15 protein-coding genes are annotated in these 17,342 nt (G+C 69.0%); 9 read left to right on the top strand and 6 right to left on the bottom strand.

Going from position 1 to position 17,342, the window contains the following annotated elements; translation table 11 throughout:
* The first annotated feature begins 10 nt into the window (after positions 1-10).
* The 3 genes from ACK8CO_RS15570 (at position 11) to ACK8CO_RS15560 (ending at position 2,588) form a co-directional block, all read left to right on the top strand.
* Entirely contained in the window at positions 11-421 is a 411-nt protein-coding gene (locus tag ACK8CO_RS15570) for a metallopeptidase family protein (RefSeq protein WP_414897215.1), read from the top strand.
* A 167-nt stretch (positions 422-588) separates the two neighbouring features.
* Positions 589-1,506 (top strand): MBL fold metallo-hydrolase, encoded by a 918-nt coding sequence (locus ACK8CO_RS15565; protein WP_414897214.1) that lies wholly within the window; start codon positions 589-591, stop codon positions 1,504-1,506.
* Between the two features lie 134 nt (positions 1,507-1,640).
* On the top strand, positions 1,641-2,588 hold the full coding sequence (locus ACK8CO_RS15560; RefSeq protein ID WP_414897213.1) for a 1-phosphofructokinase family hexose kinase: 948 nt from the start codon (positions 1,641-1,643) through the stop codon (positions 2,586-2,588).
* A gap of 42 nt (positions 2,589-2,630) precedes the next feature.
* On the opposite strand, the gene wrbA is transcribed toward ACK8CO_RS15560, so the two are convergent.
* Together wrbA and ACK8CO_RS15550 are read right to left on the bottom strand one after the other, a co-directional pair.
* On the bottom strand, positions 2,631-3,224 hold the full coding sequence (wrbA, locus tag ACK8CO_RS15555) for an NAD(P)H:quinone oxidoreductase type IV (protein WP_414897212.1): 594 nt from the start codon (positions 3,222-3,224) through the stop codon (positions 2,631-2,633).
* A 134-nt stretch (positions 3,225-3,358) separates the two neighbouring features.
* A complete protein-coding gene (locus tag ACK8CO_RS15550) occupies positions 3,359-5,020 on the bottom strand; it encodes an NAD+ synthase (RefSeq protein WP_414897211.1) in 1,662 nt (553 codons plus the stop codon).
* Positions 5,021-5,193: 173 nt separating this feature from the next.
* On the opposite strand from ACK8CO_RS15550, the gene ACK8CO_RS15545 reads away from it, so the two are divergent.
* The gene (locus ACK8CO_RS15545; protein ID WP_414897210.1) at positions 5,194-6,636 is read left to right on the top strand and encodes an MORN repeat-containing protein; all 1,443 of its coding nucleotides are present in this window, start codon (positions 5,194-5,196) and stop codon (positions 6,634-6,636) included.
* A gap of 69 nt (positions 6,637-6,705) precedes the next feature.
* Here ACK8CO_RS15545 and ACK8CO_RS15540 read toward each other — a convergent pair whose 3' ends face one another.
* Together ACK8CO_RS15540 and ACK8CO_RS15535 are read right to left on the bottom strand one after the other, a co-directional pair.
* Complete coding sequence (locus ACK8CO_RS15540) at positions 6,706-8,175, bottom strand: B12-binding domain-containing radical SAM protein (protein WP_414897209.1); 1,470 nt, start codon at positions 8,173-8,175, stop codon at positions 6,706-6,708.
* A complete protein-coding gene (locus ACK8CO_RS15535; RefSeq protein ID WP_414897208.1) occupies positions 8,147-8,479 on the bottom strand; it encodes a hypothetical protein in 333 nt (110 codons plus the stop codon). Before ACK8CO_RS15535 ends, ACK8CO_RS15540 begins: the two co-directional genes overlap by 29 nt.
* 1,074 nt (positions 8,480-9,553) lie before the next feature.
* Between ACK8CO_RS15535 and msrA the strand changes: the two genes are divergently transcribed.
* From msrA to ACK8CO_RS15520, 3 genes are read left to right on the top strand one after another with little or no spacing between them, the layout of a single operon-like run.
* The gene (msrA, locus tag ACK8CO_RS15530) at positions 9,554-10,204 is read left to right on the top strand and encodes a peptide-methionine (S)-S-oxide reductase MsrA (RefSeq protein WP_414897207.1); all 651 of its coding nucleotides are present in this window, start codon (positions 9,554-9,556) and stop codon (positions 10,202-10,204) included.
* Between the two features lie 24 nt (positions 10,205-10,228).
* Positions 10,229-10,786 (top strand): adenylate kinase, encoded by a 558-nt coding sequence (locus tag ACK8CO_RS15525; RefSeq protein WP_414897206.1) that lies wholly within the window; start codon positions 10,229-10,231, stop codon positions 10,784-10,786.
* A 41-nt stretch (positions 10,787-10,827) separates the two neighbouring features.
* Complete coding sequence (locus ACK8CO_RS15520; RefSeq protein WP_414897205.1) at positions 10,828-11,706, top strand: 50S ribosomal protein L11 methyltransferase; 879 nt, start codon at positions 10,828-10,830, stop codon at positions 11,704-11,706.
* A gap of 172 nt (positions 11,707-11,878) precedes the next feature.
* Here the strand turns inward: ACK8CO_RS15520 and ACK8CO_RS15515 are convergent, their stop codons facing one another.
* Entirely contained in the window at positions 11,879-13,120 is a 1,242-nt protein-coding gene (locus ACK8CO_RS15515; RefSeq protein ID WP_080617013.1) for an MFS transporter, read from the bottom strand.
* Between the two features lie 127 nt (positions 13,121-13,247).
* Here ACK8CO_RS15515 and ACK8CO_RS15510 point away from each other — a divergent pair, with 127 nt between their 5' ends.
* The gene (locus tag ACK8CO_RS15510; RefSeq protein WP_414897204.1) at positions 13,248-14,312 is read left to right on the top strand and encodes a YeeE/YedE family protein; all 1,065 of its coding nucleotides are present in this window, start codon (positions 13,248-13,250) and stop codon (positions 14,310-14,312) included.
* Between the two features lie 33 nt (positions 14,313-14,345).
* Here the strand turns inward: ACK8CO_RS15510 and ACK8CO_RS15505 are convergent, their stop codons facing one another.
* Entirely contained in the window at positions 14,346-16,535 is a 2,190-nt protein-coding gene (locus tag ACK8CO_RS15505) for a primosomal protein N' (RefSeq protein WP_414897203.1), read from the bottom strand.
* A gap of 117 nt (positions 16,536-16,652) precedes the next feature.
* On the opposite strand from ACK8CO_RS15505, the gene fsa reads away from it, so the two are divergent.
* Entirely contained in the window at positions 16,653-17,306 is a 654-nt protein-coding gene (fsa, locus tag ACK8CO_RS15500; RefSeq protein WP_080617016.1) for a fructose-6-phosphate aldolase, read from the top strand.
* Positions 17,307-17,342 lie beyond the last annotated feature (36 nt).

The raw sequence follows: 17,342 nt of genomic DNA, 5'->3' as shown, positions 1-17,342 counted from the left end.
TATCGGGCCCATGACCGACCCGAACCGCCATGGCCTTCCGCCCTCGCTCGACGACATCGCCGATCTCGCGGCAGCCGCCCGCGCCGCCCTGCCCGAGCCGTTCCGCGGCCCGGCCTCCGAGGTCGCGATCCGGGTCGAGGATCTGGCCCCTGACGAGATGCTGGACGATCTCGGGATGGAGAACCCGTTCGAGCTGACCGGGCTTTACGACGGCATCCCGCTGACCGAGAAATCGGTGATGGACCAGCCCGAGCGGCCCGATACGGTCTGGCTGTTCCGCCGGGCGCTGCTGGATGAATGGGTCGAGCGCGAGGAGGTCACCCTGGCCGACCTGGTGACCCATGTGCTGATCCACGAGATCGCGCATCATTTCGGCTGGTCCGACGAGGACATCGCCTCGATCGACCGCTGGTGGGAATGAGGTGCCACTTCCCCCCTCCCCGGCCCGCCTGACGGACCGGCCCATGGGACGGTCCGGGGAAAGGTCCCGCCTCGCGCCCTCGTGAAATGGCAGGCCCGCGGATCGCCGCTATCCTTCCGCGCGGGGAAGATCCGGCCCCTGGCCGGGGCAGCAGAGGGAGACCCGCCATGACCAAGATGACCCGCCGCCACGCGCTTCTGGCCGGGGCCGCCTTGCCGCTGGCCGCCGCCGTCCGTCCGGCCCGGGCCGCCGCGCCGATGATGGGCCCGGCCCGGCCGCCCTTCAACCGCTTCACCCTGGGCAGCTTCGAGGTGACGACGATCCTTGCGGGCAGTCGCACCGTACCCGACCCGCAGACGATCTTCGGGCTGAATGTCGCGCCCGAACGATTCGCCGCCGTCTCCGAGGCGGCGATGATCCCGGCCGACAAGGCACAGTTCTTCTTCACCCCGACCGTGGTCAATACCGGGGCCGAGCTGATCCTGTTCGATACCGGTCTTGCGCCCCGGGGCACCGTCGCCGCACTCGAGGCCGCGGGCTATACCCCCGACCAGATCGACACCGTCATCATCACCCATATGCATGGCGACCATATCGGCGGGCTGATGGAGAACGGGACCGAGACCTTTTCCAACGCCCGCTATGTCACCGGCGCGGTCGAGTTCGATGCCTGGGACATGTCGGGCGACGAGAGCTTCGAGACGAAGATGCGCCCGCTGGCCGAAAAGACGCGCTTTCTCGACGATGGCGACGAGGCCGCACCGGGCGTGACTGCGGTAGCGGCCTTCGGCCATACGCCCGGGCACATGGCCTACCAACTGGAGAGCGATGGCAAGGCACTGCTGCTCGGCGCCGATTTCGCCAATCACTATATCTGGTCGCTGGCCCATCCCGACTGGGAGGTGCTCTATGACCGCGACAAGGAAGCGGCGGCAGCCACGCGGCGGCGGCTGCTCGACATGCTGGCGGCCGAGCGGATGCCCTTCATCGGCTATCACATGCCGTTCCCGGCCCTGGGCTATGTCGAGAAACAGGAGACCGGCTATCGCTATCTGCCTGCCAGCTATCAGATGATGCTCGAATAATCAGCGACGCCGGGGCAAGGATGCCAGCCGTCCCGGCGCATTCCGCCCGATCATCGCTGTCGGGCGGAAACGGGCTTGGCCTCGGGCGGCCGGAGTGGCAGTGTCGCCCCGCGAATGCCAAGGACCCCCCACTCATGCACGATATCCTGACCGTCACGCTCAATCCGACCGTGGACCTGTCCACGTCGGTTGCCCATGTCGTGCCCGGCGACAAGCTGCGCTGCGCCCCGCCGGTGACCGATCCGGGCGGGGGCGGCATCAATGTCTCGCGCGCGATCCGGCTGCTGGGCGGCGAAAGCCTCGCGCTGGTGGCGCTGGGCGGCCATAACGGCGACAAACTGCGCGCGCTGCTGGAACATGAGGGTATCCGGCTCATTCCGCTGGTGGCGCCGGGCGAGACCCGGATGAGCCTTGCAGTCACCGACAGCGCCACCGGAGAGCAGTTCCGCTTCGTGCTGCCGGGACCGATCTGGAACGAGGCCGGGCTGAAGGCCACGCTGGCCGCGGTGACGACGGCGGTGCCCGAGGCGGGCTATGTGGTGGTCTCGGGCAGCCTGCCGCGCGGACTGCCCGAGGATCTCACCGAACGGGTCTGTGCCAAGATCGGGACGCGCGGCGCGCGCGTCATCGCCGATACCTCGGGGCCCGCGCTGACCCGGCTGGCCGAGGCTCGCGACGCGGTGCCCTATGTGCTCAGGATGGACGGGCTCGAGGCCGAGGAACTGGCCGGGCGCGCCTTGCCCGACCGCAAGGACAGCGTCGATTTCGCCTCCGAGCTGGTGGCGCGGGGCGTGGCCCAGGTGGTGGTGATCGCGCGGGGCGCCGAGGGCAATGTGCTGGCCGCCGAGGGGCTCAGGCTGCATGTGGCGGCGGCCAGGGTGCCGGTGCGTTCGCTGGTGGGGGCGGGCGACAGTTTCGTCGGCGCCTTCGTGCTGGCGCTGGCGCGGGATGAGGGCCTCGCCCGGGCGCTGCAATGGGGCGCGGCGGCGGCCAGCGCGGCGGTGATGACGGATGCCACCGCGCTCTGCACCCGCGAGGATACCGAGGCGCTTCTCGAACGCTGCGCGGTGACGGAACTCTGAGGCAGGAGGGGGGGCCCCTCCTGCCCCCCCGCCCGGCTGTCGTCAGGCGATCAGCTTTGCGGCGATCTCGACCAGGAGCCGGGCCTGATGGGCGACGGCCGCCCTGCCCTTGTCGTCGAACTCCCCGGCCTTGGCGGAATAGCCATAGGGATTGCCGCCGGCCTCGAAGATCGTCTGATCGGTATAGCCCGGCGGCACCAGGATCGAGCCCCAATGCATGAAGGTCGGATAAAGCGTGAGCAGCGTGGCTTCCTGTCCGCCATGCACATTCATCGCGCTGGTGGTGGCGGTCACGGGTTTGCCGGCAAGCTTGCCGTCCTGCCAGACCGCGCCCAGCGTGTCGATGAACGCCCGCATCTGGCTGGCCACGACCCCGAACCGGGTCGGCGCCGAGAAGAAATAGCCATCGGCCCAGGCCATGTCCTCGGGCGTGGCGACCGGGATGTCGGCCATCTTCTCGAGCTGCGCGGCCCAGTCTGGCTGGCCCTTCACGACATCCTCGGGCGCAGTCTCGGCCACGCGCCGAAGGCGGACCTCGGCGCCGGCCTCGGTGGCGGCCCCGGCTGCGGCTTCGGCGATCTGGTGATTGGTTCCGTAGGTCGAATAGAAAATGACGGCGAGTTTGGGTTTGGTCATGGCAGATACCTCGTTCGGGTTTCGGCTCTGCCTGAGATATGGCCCGGACCGGCGCGGTCCAGTCGCCCGGACCGGTCAGCGGCGCGGCACGGTGCGGCCGGACCCGATTTTTCGCCGAAAAATCGCCGCCCCGCTCAGGACGGGTCGCGCCAGCGGTTGACGATCGGATAGCGGCGGTCGAGCCAGAACGCCCGCTGTGTCAGCCGGGCCCCGGGCGCCGACTGGAAGCGCTTGTATTCGCTGATATAGATCAGATGTTCGACGCGTTTCACCATGTCCCGATCAAACCCCTCGGCCACCAGATCCGCGACCGGACGCGCGTCATCGACCAGCCCCTCGAGGATCCGGTCGAGCACCGGATAGGGCGGCAGGCTGTCCTCGTCCTTCTGGTCCGCGCGAAGTTCCGCCGAGGGCGGTTTCTCGATCACCCGGGACGGGATCACCTCGCCTGCGGGGCCTTTCATCCAGGGCCGGTGATGGGCATTGCGCCAGCGGCAGATCTCGAAGACTCGGGTCTTGTAGAGATCCTTGATCGGATTGTAGCCGCCCGCCATGTCGCCATAGATCGTGGCATAGCCCACGGCCACTTCCGACTTGTTGCCGGTGGTCAGGAGCATCTCGCCGAACTTGTTCGAGATCGCCATCAGGAGAAGCCCGCGCAACCGCGACTGCAGGTTCTCCTCGGTGACGCCCGTCTCGGTCCCCGCGAAAAGCGGCGCCAGGGCCTCGGTCGCGGCCGCCTGCGGCCCCGAAATCGGCACCTCGTCGAGCCGGCAGCCAAGCGCCCTGGCCACCGCCGCCGCATCCTCGAGCGACCCGGCCGAGGTGAAGTCCGAAGGCAGCATCACGCAATGCACGTTCTCCGGCCCCAGCGCGTCTGCCGCGATCGCCGCCACCAAGGCCGAGTCGACGCCGCCCGACAGCCCCAGCACCACCTTCGAGAAGCCCGATTTCGCGACATAGGCCTGCAGCGCCGTCACCATCACCCGGTAGTCCTGCTCCCAAGCATCGGGCAGGACCGCGCGCGCGCCCGGATCGGCACGCCAGCCTTCGGGCGTGCGGCGGAAATCGACATGGGCAAGGCCCTCTTCCAGCACCGGCATCTGCAGCGCGAGCGCGCCGCCCGGATTGAGCACGAACGACCCGCCGTCGAAGACCTGATCGTCCTGCCCGCCGACCAGATTGAGATAGACCAGCGGCAGCCCGGTCTCGACCACGCGCGAGACCATGATGGTCATGCGGGTATCGTGCTTGCCGCGGTGATAGGGCGAGCCGTTCGGCACCAGGAGGATCTCGGCCCCGGTCTCGGCCAGCGCCTCGGCCACGTCCTCGTACCAGGCATCCTCGCAGACCGGCATCCCGATCCGGAGCGGGCCGACCCGCACCGGCCCGTCGATCGGGCCACCGTCGAAGACCCGCTTCTCGTCGAACACCTCGTCATTGGGCAGGTGATGCTTGCAGACCCGTGCCAGCACCCGGCCCCGGTGCAGCACGAAATAGGCGTTGTGATGGCATCCGTCCTCGACAACCGGCGCCCCGATCCCGAGCGCCGGGCCATCGGCGCAGTCCCGGGCCAGCGCCTCGAGCCGGGCCGCGACATCGACCAGGAAGGCGGGCCGCAGCGCCAGGTCCTGCAGCTGGTAGCCGCTCAGGAACATCTCGGGCAGCGCCACCATGTCGGCCCCCGCATCGCGCCCCGCCGCCCAGGCGGCACGCGCCTTGGCGGCATTGTCCTCCAGCGCCCCGACCGTCGGGTCGAGCTGGGCAAGGGTGAGGCGGAACCGGTCGTCGGCCATGGCATTCCTCGTCGCATCCTGCCCCGCCTCTTAGCAGACTGACAGGCAAGTGAAAGCCGTCCGGTGGCGAAAACCGTTGTAAGCCCGCCGAGGCTCCACTAGGGTTTCCGCGCTTTCAAAAAGAACCGCGGCAAGTCAGGGCGATGGGGGCTTTGGTGCAGAAAACAGGCAGGATGACGGCGCGTCTGGCTCTGGTTGCGGCGCTGGCGGCGGGCGGGGCTGCACTCGCCCAGGACGACGGCAATGTCGTGACCCGGCAATATGACAATGGCGGGATCTACGAAGGCACCTTCAAGAACGGCAAGCAGGACGGCACCGGCACCTACCGGCTGCCCAACGGCTATGAATATTCGGGCCAGTGGGTCGATGGCCGGATCGAGGGCAAGGGCGTCGCGCGGCTGGTCAACGGCTCGGTCTACGAGGGCGGGTTCACCGATGGCAAGCCCGACGGCACCGGCAAGATCACCTTCGCCGATGGCGGCACCTACGAGGGCGACTGGCAGGATGGCAAGATCACCGGCACCGGGGTCGCGGTCTATGCCAACGGGGTGCGCTACGAGGGCGAATTCCGCAATGCGGTCCATCACGGCATCGGCAAGATGACCAGCCCAAACGGCTATGTCTACGAGGGCAGCTGGGTCAACGGCGTCAAGGACGGCAAGGGCAGGATCACCTATCCGGGCGGGCGCGTCTATCAGGGCGAGATGTCCCAGAACCAGCGCTCGGGCAAGGGTACGCTGACCACGCCCGAGGGGCTGAGCTATGCCGGCATGTGGAAGGATGGCGAGATGAACGGTCTCGGCACCCTGACCCAGCCCAATGGCGACATCTACGAGGGCCAGTTCGTCAATGGCGAGCGGCATGGCAGCGGCAAGGTCACCTTCGCCAATGGCGATGTCTACGAGGGCGAGTACCGCAACGACAAGCGCCACGGCAAGGGCACGCTGATCGGCGCCGACGGCTACCGCTACGAGGGCGACTGGGTCGCGGGCCGGATCGAGGGCGAGGGCCGGCTCACCTATCCCGACGGCGCGGTCTACGAGGGCCAGTTCCGCGCCGACATGCCCGATGGCTCGGGCAAGGTCACCTATGCCGACGGCTCGACTTATGAGGGCGAATGGACCGGCGGCGTGATCGGCGGAGCGGGCCGCGCGACCTTCCCCGACGGGCTGGTCTATGAAGGCCAGTTCAAGGACGCCGCCTATAACGGCAAGGGCACGATGACCCATGCCGGCGGTTACAGCTATACCGGCGACTGGAAGGGCGGGCTTCGCCATGGCGAGGGCACCGCGACCTATGCCGACGGTTCGGTCTATTCGGGCGGCTTCGTCAAGGGCCAGCGCGAAGGTCAGGGCACCATCACCATGCCCGACGGGTTCAGCTATACCGGCGGCTGGAAGGCGGGCAAGTTCGACGGCAAGGGCCGCGCCACCTATGCCAATGGCGACGTCTATGAAGGCATGTTCGCGGAGGGCCGCTACGAGGGCAAGGGCGTGATGAAATACTCGGATGGCGAGATCCGCTCGGGCACCTGGACCAACGGGATGCTGACGACCGGCCCCGAGGACGCGGCCGCGCGCCCCGAGGCCCCCAGCGCGCCGCTGCCCGCCGACTGACCCGCCGATTGAGGGGCGACAGACCGGCTCTCGCCCCTCCGATGGCCGCGCGGCGCAGGGCCAGACGGGCTACATCACCCCTTCGAAGGTCAGAGACGCGCCCTTCAGCGGCTTGCGGTTGATCCTGTGCACCTCGCGCAGCATCCGCATCGCGGCAGAGAGATGCCCGGGGCTGCGGAAGGTCGCGTTTTCGTGGTCCATCAGCCCGGTCTCGAGATTCTGCGCCAGCGCGCCGATCTGCGGATAGCGCGCCGGATTGCGCCGGATCGCCTGACCCAGCGGCGTGTCGCCGACAATGGCCAGCCGGTTGACCACGACGCGGTCGATATAGGGCCGGTGCTCGGCCAGGAACCGGGCCGTCAGCCGCACATCCTCGGCGGTCTCCCCCGGATAGCCCAGGATCGAGGTCATCCGCACGCTGATCCCGGCCTCGGAAGCCTGGCGCACGAAGCGCGACAGCGCCTCGGCATTGGTGCCCCGCCCCATCGCGTTCAGCACCCCCTGCGCCGCGGATTCGAGCCCGGTGGTGATGCGCGACAGCCCGGCACGGCGCGCCGCCTTCAGCACGTCCGGCTCCAGCCCGTTCCCGCCATTGGCCTGAACATGGACCGAGGCCGTCCATTCGCAGCCCGGCGCCACGCTCTGGGCCTCGTCGATCAGCCCGTGCCAGACCGCGAGGTCCGAATTCAGCTTGAGGTCGAGAAAGGTGAAGATCCCGGTCCGGTGGCGGCGGCTTTGCCAGGCCATCTCGTCGCGCACATTCGGAAATGAGCGGCTGCGGAAGGTGCGGCCCGCGCTCGTCCGCACATCGCTGCAGAAGGTGCACCCCCCCCAGCCGCAGCCCCGGCCGGTCATCATCGGCACGATCCGGTTGGGATAGCGGTCCCAGGGAAAGTCGGCATAGTCGGGAAAGGGCAGCGCGTCAAAATCGGCGAAGGGCGCCGCCGGGACAAGCTCGGGCCGCCCGGGCGTGGCCAGCCCGGGCACCGGGTGACCGCCTCCCATGACGCTGTCGACGAGATCCAGCAGATGGCCCTCGGCCTCGCCGGCGAAGACGCCGGAGATCCCCGGCAGCTCGAGCCAGTGCGCCGCAATCTCGGGCATGCCGAACATCGGCCCGCCGACGACCACCGGCACGCCTCGGCGCGCCGCCTCGGCGGCAATCGCCCCGCACACCTCGCGATACATGCTGTAGGCCGAGATCAGCAGAAGATCGGTGGCGCGCCCGAGCGCGCCCTGCACCTCGGCCAGGGTCGCGGCCTGGCTGCGGGCGCGGGCGGGACTGCGGGCAGCGGCGACCTTCCGGCGCAGCTCGCGCACCGCCCGGGCTCCGCTGACCGCCGTGGCATGGCGCAGGACCGATTCGTAATAGCCCAGCGCATGCGGCCGCGTCACACGCCGGTAGCTGCCGACCCCCACCGCAAAGGGAGAGATCACCTCGACCTCATGCCCTGCCCGGCGCAGGATGGCGGCGATCTGGCCGACCGAAAGCGTTGGATAACGGGAAAAATTATTCAGATCGGCAATTGCAATGCGCATCTGGTTTCAACCTTCGATTTAAAAATGTCAGCTTCAATTTGGCAAAAATTACCGAACCCCCGAAAAAGAACGGGAAACGGCAACCGGCCCCGGCTTCAATTCTGCCGATGCAGGCGCCGTCCTTCGTCCGCAATCGAAAGGGCCGGAAAAATGTTCTCTGAAAACCGGAACTGTTCAAAAGGAAAAAGCCACGCGCCACAAGATGACGCAGCGTTACCCTGCACGTCCCACCCAACCGATCTCTCCGGGCAGGAGCTAAAAGAGATGGCCCGGCCTTGATCCCGGTGATCTTCAGCGTCTTCATCACGAGTTTCTCGCAGAAGGGGTCGCGGTCTCCGGTGCGGGCAGGGAAAGCCCCTCCGACCGCAGGCCTGGTGCAATACATCCAGCGACACATCGAGAAGCAGCCGACATTTCCCGGCCGCGCAAAGCGGGGCGCGGGCAGCGCCCCGGGGCCGGGCATGCCGCCTCCCCTTGCACTCTGCACCCTGCACCCTGCACCCTGAGCGGGCGCTTCCGACGACATCTCCTGTCGTCACAAGCCCGGCATGGAGCGTTGCGGCGCGGGCGCGGCTCGCCGATCCTGTGCCGCATGTTCCCGCCCCCGTCGCGACGGCTGTCAGGGCCCCGACCGGTTGAACGGCACCTCTGCACGCCCATGCGCCCACCGCAGCCCGGTATCGCGGATGGGTTCTTGCGCATCGGTCATGGGGCGACCGCTCCGGGACGACATGGCTCGGGAGGAGAGGCCGCAACCGTGCGGGGCTCGGGCGAGATCCTGCGCCTTTTCCCTCCCGGCATCAGCGCCCGGGGAGGCCCATTCCCCGCCGCGTGCCGACCTGCGCCAGATTGAACCGTCAGCCCGGGCCGGATCGCGGCACCGCTTCGGCGCCCGATCGCGACCGGGCGCCAGTCCCGGGCGCTATCCGGCGGCGCCCTGCCTCGGGACCGATGGTCGCAGCCAGGCCCGGCCGCGGCACAGCGCGGGACCGGGTCCGGACAGACGGATTTTCGGCCGCGCCTTCGGCACGGGCGGATCGTCCGCCCTTCCAAGCTGGCCGCGGCCTGCGCGCAACCGGGATCTGAGCGCGCCGAGCCTGACCGTCCCGATGTGCCGGCGCGGCCACGCGCCAAGCCGGGCGAGCAGCCCTGACCTTTGGCAAGGCCGGACCGGCCCACCCGTTTCTCGGCCGAGGCCGTCGTCCAATGCCGTCGTCCCGGCCTGTGCACCGGACGCTCCCCCGCGGCCCGTTCGGGCACAGCGCCCCCGCGGCCCGGGACAGTCCGGGCCGGAATTCGATCAATTCCAGATGCCGGGCATGGGCGGGCCGCGCGGGGCACCTATATGCATCGTCAACTCAAGCGATGGAGGTGGCGCATGTTTTCCCTGACGGGACGCAAGACAGAGATGGTCCGCGAAGACGAGGCGCTGAAAGGCCGAGCCGAGCCGATCGCGACCGCCGAGACCCATTACGTCTTCGGGCGCCCGCTCAAGGCCCCGGTTCCCGAGGGAATGCAGGAGATCGTCTTCGGCATGGGCTGTTTCTGGGGCGTCGAGCGGCTGTTCTGGAAGCTGCCGGGGGTCTGGATGACCGCAGCGGGCTATGCCGGGGGCTTCACCCCGAACCCGACCTATGAGGAGATCTGCACCGGGCGCACCGGTCATGCCGAGGTGGTGCGCGTCGTCCATGACCCGGCAGAGATTTCGCTCGGGCGGCTTCTGGCCGCCTTCTGGGAGGGCCATGACCCGACCCAGGGCATGCGCCAGGGCAATGACCGGGGCACCCAGTACCGCTCGGCGATCTTCACCCTGACCGAGGCGCAAAGGGCCGCCGCCGAGGCCAGTCTCGCCACCTATCAGGAGCGGCTGCGGGCGGCGGGCTACCGCGCGATCACCACCGAGATCCGGGCCGCACCGCCCTTCTTTTATGCCGAAGCCTATCACCAGCAATACCTTGCCAAGAATCCGGGCGGTTATTGCGGGCTCGGCGGCACCGGGGTAACTTGTCCCGGGGGGAAGGACGCCTGATCCGAGGGGCCATCGGCAAAGACCATGGGGCTACGCATTCACATCACCGGCGCCAGCGGCGCGGGCTGTTCGACGCTGGCGCGGGGGCTGGCCATCCGGCTGGCCTCGCAATGTTTCGACACGGACGATTTCTACTGGCATCCCTCCGATCCGCCTTTCACCCGCAAACGCCCGCCCGAGGAGCGGCTGGCCCTGATGCAGGACGTGTTCCTGCCGCGTCCCGACTGGATCCTGGCGGGGTCCATGCTGGGTTGGGGCGACCGGCTTGCCCCCCGTTTCACCCATGTCGTTTTCCTGGCCCTGCCGCCCGCGCGGCGGCTGGCGCGGCTCAGGCGGCGCGAGCATCTGCGCTATGGCGATGCGATCCTGCCGGGCGGGCCCAGGGCAGAGGCTCATCAGGCCTTCATGGATTATGCGATTGGCTACGATTTCCCCGACTTCACCGGGCGCACCCGGCGCAAGCACGAGCTCTGGCTCGGAGAGCTGCCCTGTCCGGTGATCCGGCTCGACGCCTCCGAACCGCCCGAGGCGCTGGTCGAGGCGGCGATCGCGGCGCTTGACCAGACCGTCGGCGCGGCCTAGGCGCTGGGTCCTGTTTTCCGACCACCCGAAAGGCCGCCCCGATGCCCACCTATTCCGCGCTGACCACGCTGACCGCCCAGGAGGCCGCCGAGGCGCTGGCCGAGGCCATCGAGGAGCGGCTCGATCCCGAGCCCATGGGCGTGGGCGTCTTCGAGATCGAGGATGGCTCGGGGCTGTGGGAACTTGGCGCCTTCTTCACCGAGCCGCCCGACGAGGCCGGGCTGGCGCTCCTGGCGGCGCTTCACGGCGCACGCCCCTTCATGGTGTCCGAGGTGCCCGAGACCGACTGGGTGGCCAAGGTCCGGCGCGATCTCGCCCCCGTAGAGGCCGGGCGGTTCTTCCTGTATGGCAGCCACGATGCCGACCGCGTCCCCGAGGGGCCGGTGCCGCTTCTGATCGAGGCCTCGATGGCCTTCGGCACCGGGCATCACGGCACCACGCTGGGCTGCCTCTGCGCCGTCGACCGGCTGGCCGAGGCGGGCTTCGCGCCGCGCGCGGTGGCCGATATCGGCTGCGGCACGGCGGTTCTGGCGATGGCGGCGGCGCATCTGTGGCAGGTGCCGGTCCTTGCCTCAGACATCGATCCGGTGGCCGTCGAGGTGGCCGAGGCCAATGTCGCGGCCAACGGGCTGTCCGAACGCATTCGCTGCCTCGAGGCGACCGGGTTCGATCATCCCGCGCTGGCGGCCGAGGCGCCGTTCGGTCTGATCTTCGCCAATATCCTGAAGGCGCCGCTGATCGAGCTGGCCCCCGAAATCGCCGCGCGACTGGCGCCCGGCGGCATCGCGATCCTGTCGGGGCTATTGAACGAACAGGCCGAAGATGTGGCCGCGGCCTATGCCGCCTGCGGCCTGGGCCTGCAGGGCTCCGAGCAGATCGGCGACTGGACGACGCTGTGCATGCAAAAGCCCGCCGCCTAGGACAGCGGCGGGCGGATCGGGCCGGAGAGACGCCTCTCTCCGGCTCTGACGTCCGGCGCCAGCGCCGCGCCATGGCCTGAAGCCCGGTTCTTCTGCCCCCGTGCCCGGGCCCCGACGGCCCTGCCCCTCCAGAGAGATCGCACTGCCCCGGAGCCCTTCTGGGCCGCGGGGCCTATTCGGCCGGGGCGGGCATCAGCCGCGAGAACACGGTCTCGTTGCCGGGCGCGGGATGGCGCGGGATCATCAGCGCCAGCGCCAGCGAGGTCGCCGCCATGCCCGCCGCCAGCAGGAACACTCCGCCCGGCGAGGTGACCCAGAGATAGCCCAGCGCCGCGGGCAGGAAGACCGCCGCGATGTGATTGATGGTGAAGGCCACGGCGGCGGTGGGGGCGATGTCGCCCGGATCGGCGATCTTCTGGAAATAGGTCTTGAGCGCGAAGGCCAGCGCGAAGAACATGTGGTCGATCACGTAAAGCGTGGCGGCCAGCACCACGCCCCAGCCCAGGTAGTAGATCCCGCCATAGGCGAGGAAGACGCAGATCAGCCCGACATATTCGAAGGCCAGCGCCCGCCGCTCGCCCCAGCGTGCGACCGCCTTCCCCAGCAGCGGCGCGAAGAGCATGTTGGCCAGGAAGTTGATGAGGAAAAGCGCCGTGACCTCATGCACCTCGAAGCCGAACCGCTCGACCATCATGAAGGCCGCGAAGACGGTGAAGATCTGCCGCCGCGCGCCCGACATGAATTGCAGAAGGTAGTAAAGCCAGTAGCGGCGGCGCAGCACCAGCCGCTTGAGCTGCGGGTTCGGCGCCTCGAATTGCGGATAGGCCAGCAGGCAGAACAGCGCGGCCGCGGCGGTGAACCCGCCCGAGGCGAGATAGACGAAATTGTAGGACAGATCGAAGGTCTTCCAGGTGACGACCAGCAGCCCATAGGCCAGAAGCGAGGCGGCCGAGCCCGCCGCCATCAGCCAGCCCAGCGTTTGCGGCGCCCGGTCCTTCTCGATCCATTGCAGCTGCAGCGACTGGTTCACCGTCTCGTAATAGTGGAACCCGATCGAGCTGAGCATGGTGATGGTGAGGATGCCGCCGAGCGAGGGAAACCAGGCGGTCACGGCCGTCGCCGCCCCCAGAAGCAGAAGCGCGACCAACCCCAGCACCTGCTCGCGCATGAACATGATCAGCGCGATCACCCCGATCGCCAGAAAGCCCGGCACCTCGCGCACGGTATGCAGCCAGCCGATCTCGACCCCGGTGAAGCCCGCGGCCTCGATGACGAAATTGTTCAGAAGCGCCGACCAGGTGGCGAAGCCCACCGGCATGGCAAAGGCCATCACGAACAGAAGCGAAACCGGGCGGCGCCAGAACGGCAGGGTTCCGGCGTCAGCAAGGCGGACAGGACGAAAATGCAGGGCCATGACGTTCCATTATCCGCGAAATCCCGGCTTGGCGAGACGATTCCCGCCGTCGCCTGCCCTGACCCAGATCAAGGCGGGACAGGCCGGACCCACGCAGACAAGCGCCGGAGGGAGAGAGGAGAAGCGCATGGATATGGTCCAGCTGGTGGAGCGGTTCGGCGAGGGGCCGACGGCCGCGCTGTTCGGCCTGATCGCCGGCGCGATCTTCGGGGTCGCCGCGCAACGCTCGGCCTTCTGCCTGCGCGCGGCGACGGTCGAGGTCGCGCGCGGCCAATTGGGCGCGCGGCTGTCGGTCTGGCTCCTGTGCTTCTCGACCGCGCTGGTCTGGGTGCAGGCGGCCGAGCTGTCGGGGCTGATGCGCTCGGAGGATGCGCGGATCATGGCGGTGCCGGGCTCGTGGTCGGGGGCCATCGCGGGGGGGCTGCTCTTCGGCATCGGCATGGTGCTGGCGCGGGGCTGTGCCGGGCGGCTGCTGGTGCTGGCCGCGACCGGCAACCTGCGCTCGGTCGTCTCGGGGCTGATCTTTGCCGTCGTCGGACAGATGAGCCTGCATGGCTGGCTGGCGCCCTTGCGCGACCGGATCGCGGCGCTCTGGGTGACCGCGGGCGGGCGCAACAGCGATCTGCTGCGCGAGCTGGGGCTGCCGCGCGAAAGCGGGCTGGGACTTGGCCTCATGATCGCGGTGCTGGCGCTGTATCTGGCACGGCGCAACCGGATCTCGCGTGGCAGGCTGGTCTTCGGGGCGGGGGTGGGCTTTGCCGTCGCGGTCGGCTGGGTGCTGACCTTCGGGCTGTCGCAGGTGGCCTTCGACCCGGTCCAGGTGCAAAGCCTGACCTTCACCGGCCCCTCGGCCAACATGCTGATGTTCTTTCTCGAACGCCCGGCGCTTCTGCAATTCGACATCGGGCTGGTGCCGGGCGTCTTCCTCGGCGCCTTCGCCGCCGCCTGGATCGGGGGCGATCTGCGGCTGCAGGGCTTCGAATCCGAGGTCAACATGCGCAAGGCGATGATCGGGGCGGCGCTGATGGGGTTCGGCGGCATGCTGGCAGGCGGCTGCTCGATCGGGGCGGGCGTGACCGGCAGCTCGATCTTCGCGGGCACCGCCTGGCTGGCGCTGTTCAGCATGTGGATCGGCGCGATGGCGACCGATTACCTGCTCGACCGGCCGACCGGCGCCGCGCGGCCAGTCTGAGCCCGACCCGTCTGAACCTTACATGTCTGGGCCTTACATGAAGCTTTGCGGGTCGATATCGACCGCGAGCCGCAGGTTCGGCGGCAGCTTGACCGGCGCGATCCAGTCGGAGATGGCGGCCTGCAGCGGCGCGCCCTTCGGCGCCTTGACCAGAAGCCGGACCCGGTGGCGCCCGCGGATGCGCGCGACCGGCGCGGGCGCCGGGCCGAAGACCTGCGCCCCCACCCGGCGAAGCGCGCCGTCATTGCGGGCAAGCCAGATGCCCAGATCGAAGGCGGGTTTCGCCTCGGGCGCCGAGAGGATGATCCCCGCCATCCGTCCATAGGGCGGCACGCCCGCCGCGCGGCGCGCCTCGGCCTCGGCACGCCAGAAGCCCTCCTCGTCGCCGGTCAGGATCGCCCGGATCACCGGATGATCGGGCTGATAGGTCTGCAAAAGCGCCAGCCCCCGCTCGGCCCCCCGCCCGGCCCGCCCCGCGACCTGGCGCATCAGCTGGAAGGTGCGCTCGGCCGCGCGCAGGTCAGACCCCTGCAGGCCCAGATCGGCATCGATCACGCCGACCAGCGTCAGCAGCGGAAAGTTGTGGCCCTTGGCCACCAGCTGGGTGCCGATGACGATATCGGCCTCGCCCCCCGCGATGGCCTCGATCTGGGCCTTGAGCGCTCGGGCCGAGCCGAACAGGTCCGAGGACAGCACCGCGACCCGCGCCTCGGGGAAAAGCGCCACCGCCTCTTCGGCCAGCCGCTCGACCCCCGGTCCGACCGGCGCCAGCTTGCCCTCGACCCCGCAGGACGGGCAGGCTTCGGGGATCGGACGGCTCTCGCCGCATTGATGGCAGACCAGCAGCCGCTGAAAGCGGTGCTCGACCATCCGCGCATCGCAATGCTCGCAGCCGATCATGTGGCCGCAGGCGCGGCAGACCGTCAGCGGCGCATAGCCCCGCCGGTTCAGGAACAGAAGCGACTGCCGCGAGGCCCCCAGCCGCGCCCGCACCTCGGCCTCGAGCGCGGGCGAGATCCAGCGCCCGGGGCCCGTATCCTCGGCGCGCATGTCGATGGTCTTCATCTCGGGCAGGGTCGCGGTGCCGAAGCGCGAGGACAGGTCGAGCCGGGCATATTTCCCGGCATCGGCATTGGCCCAGCTTTCCAGCGACGGCGTGGCCGAGGCCAGCACCACCTGCGCCGAACAAAGCGAGGCCCGCAGCACCGCCATGTCGCGGGCATTGTACAGAACGCCCTCCTCCTGCTTGTAGGAACTGTCATGCTCCTCATCGACGACGATCAGGCCAAGATCCTGAAACGGCAGGAAAAGCGCCGAGCGCGCGCCCACCACAAGCTGCACCCCGCCCTCGCCCGCCATCCGCCAGAGCCTGCGCCGCTCGACCGAGGTCACGCCCGAATGCCATTCGGCGGGGCGCGCGCCGAAACGGGCCTCGACCCGGGTCAGGAACTCGGCGGTCAGCGCGATCTCGGGCAGAAGCACCAGCGCCTGACGGCCCTGCCGCAGGCAGGCGGCGACGGCCTCGAGATAGACCTCGGTCTTGCCCGAGCCGGTCACCCCCTTCAGCAGCGTCGTGCCATAACCCCCCGAGGCGACGCCGTCACGAAGCGCCTGCGCGGCCAGGGCCTGATCGCCCGCCAGCGCCTTGCCGGGCCGCGTCGGGTCGAGCCCGGGATAGGGCCGGTCGCGCGGCAGATCCTCTTCCAGCACCGCGCCCGAGGGCAGGAGCCCCTTGATCACGCCGGGCGAGACCCCGGCCTCGGTCGCCAGCTCGGACAGGGTGAAAGAGAGCCCGCCGGAGGCCTCGAGCACCTCCAGCACCCGCTCGCGCGGGACGGTCATCCGCTCGGGCTGGCCCTCGCCCCGGCGATAGACGCGCAGCGCCCCCGGCGCCTCGCCCAGCCCCGGCGTCCGGGTCGCAAGCCGCAGCATCAGCGGCAAGGGCGTCAGCGTGTAATCCGCCGCCCGGGTCAGGAAGGCCCGCATCTCGTCCCGCATCGGGACGGCATCGAGAACCCGGCCGACCCGGCGCAGCTTGGCGGCATCGAAGCTGCCCTCGCCCGGCCCCCACACGACGCCCATCACCCGGCGCGGGCCCAGCGGCACCTCGACATAATCGCCAGGCCCGCAGCCGCCCTCGGGCGCCAGATAGTCGAGCACCCGGCCCAGCGGCTGCGCGGTCAGCACGCCCACCCGCGCGCCCTCGGGAAAGTCCTCCCTCATCGCGCCGCCCCGCCCGATCGGAGGTTCAGCCCGTGTGCCGGGCGGGGTTTCGGCCCGGCCCGGCATCGGCTATCACCGGCGCGACAGATTGCAGCAAGGCCCGGGGAGGCTTCTTCCATGAAATTCTTCGTCGATACCGCCGATATCGAGGCGATCCGCGAACTCCACGATCTCGGGATCGTGGATGGCGTGACCACCAACCCGTCGCTGATCCTGAAATCGGGCCGCGACATCCTAGAGGTCACGAAGGAGATCTGCGATCTGGTCGCGGGCCCGGTCTCGGCCGAGGTGGTGGCGACCGAGGCCGCCGCGATGATCGAGGAAGGCCGCAAGCTCGCGAAGATCGCGCCCAACATCGCGGTCAAGGTGCCGCTGACATGGGACGGGCTGAAGGCCTGCAAGACGCTTTCCGGCGAAGGGCACATGGTCAATGTCACGCTGTGTTTCTCCGCCGCGCAGGCGATCCTTGCCGCCAAGGCCGGTGCCACCTTCATCTCGCCCTTCATCGGGCGTCTCGACGACATCAACCTCGACGGTCTGGACCTGATCGCCGATATCCGCACGATCTACAACAACTACGATTTCAGGACCGAGATCCTCGCCGCCTCGATCCGCTCGGTCAACCATATCAGCGAGGCCGCCAAGATCGGCGCCGATGTCGTGACCGCGCCGCCCTCGGTGCTCAAGCAGATGGCCGCGCATCCGCTGACCGACAAGGGTCTCGCCGCCTTCATGGCCGACTGGCAAAAAACGGGGCAGAAAATCCTCTGAGCCTGGTGTATCCTGCCTCAAAACACGACCCCATGA

It is taken from the genome of Rhodovulum sp. HP10, from assembly GCF_047553435.1.
Taxonomy (GTDB): domain Bacteria; phylum Pseudomonadota; class Alphaproteobacteria; order Rhodobacterales; family Rhodobacteraceae; genus Rhodovulum.
The sequence above is the reverse complement of the archived record's forward strand: the minus strand, read 5'-3'. Positions and strand labels throughout refer to the sequence as shown.